2 protein-coding genes are annotated in these 1239 nt (G+C 60.5%); both read left to right on the plus strand.

Annotation, left to right across the window (positions count from 1 at the left end):
* A partial coding sequence (locus V6C07_RS13235) for a flavodoxin-dependent (E)-4-hydroxy-3-methylbut-2-enyl-diphosphate synthase (RefSeq protein ID WP_333536947.1) occupies nucleotides 1-177 on the plus strand: 177 nt, incomplete at its 5' end.
* The coding region (proS, locus tag V6C07_RS13240) for a proline--tRNA ligase (RefSeq protein WP_333536946.1) at nucleotides 177-1239 on the plus strand (1063 nt) is incomplete at its 3' end. The genes V6C07_RS13235 and proS, both read left to right, overlap by 1 nt.

A 1239-nucleotide genomic window follows, 5' to 3' on the forward strand; every position in this document is an offset into this window, starting at 1 on the left:
GTGGTCAATGGGCCGGGCGAGGCGCGCGAGGCTGATCTGGGCGTGGCCGGGGGCCGCGACAGGGGCATTATTTTTCGCAAGGGCGAGATCATCCGCTCCGTGAAGGGGCAGGAAGCCTTGCTGGCGGCTTTTATGGAAGAACTGCAATCACTGCTTAACGAAAAGGAAAACATCTAATGCGCTTCAGCTCCTGCTATATTCCCACGCTCAAGGAATCTCCGGCCGATGCGGAAGTGATCAGCCACAAGCTGCTGCTGCGGGCGGGGATGGTGCGTCGGCTTACATCCGGCCTGTATATCTATCTTCCCCTGGGCCTGCGGGTGATAAACAAGATCAGCCGCACCGTGCGCGAAGAAATGGAAAGAGCCGGTTTTCGCGAACTGCTCATGCCTATGGTGCAGCCCGCCGACCTGTGGAAAGAAACAGGCCGCTGGGAACATTACGGCAAGGAGCTGCTGCGCTTCAAGGACAGGAACGAGCGCGAATACTGCCTCGGCCCCACCCACGAGGAAGTCATCACCGACCTTGTGCGCGGCGAGGTGCGTTCCTACCGTCAGCTGCCGGTACGCCTGTATCAGATCCAGACCAAGTTCCGCGACGAGATACGCCCCCGCTTCGGGCTTATGCGCGGACGCGAATTTGTGATGAAGGACGGCTATTCTTTTGACGCCACCGCCCAGGGGGCCGAAGAAAGCTATAAAAGCATGTACGACGCCTACATGCGCATTTTCAGCCGTCTCGGCCTGCGTTTTCGCGCTGTGGAGGCCGACACCGGCTCCATCGGCGGTAATTTTTCCCATGAATTCATGGTGCTGGCCGACACGGGCGAAGACACCATCGCCTTTTGCCACGATTGCGAATACGCAGCCAACGTGGAGCGGGCCGAGGTTGTCTGGCGGGGCAGCCCCGCTGCGGGCCATTGCCCGGCCATGGAAAAAATAGCCACGCCCGGAGCGCATAGTGTGGAAGAGTTGACGGCCCTCCTGGGGGTTCCCGCCAGCGCCATCGTCAAGACCATGCTTTTCAAGGTGGACGGCCAGACTGTGGCCGTGCTTGTGCGCGGCGACCGTGAGGTCAACGATATCAAGCTCAAAAACCTGCTCAAGGCGCAGGATGTGGAACTGGCTGACGCCGCAACGGTGCAGGCCGTCACATGCGCCCCTGTGGGTTTTGCCGGGCCTGTGGCTCTTGACGTGCCTGTCTATGCCGACGCCGAACTTCAGGGCGGCACGGACTATG

The organism is Desulfovibrio sp. 1214_IL3152 (assembly GCF_036763055.1).
Classification (GTDB): Bacteria; Desulfobacterota; Desulfovibrionia; order Desulfovibrionales; family Desulfovibrionaceae; genus Desulfovibrio.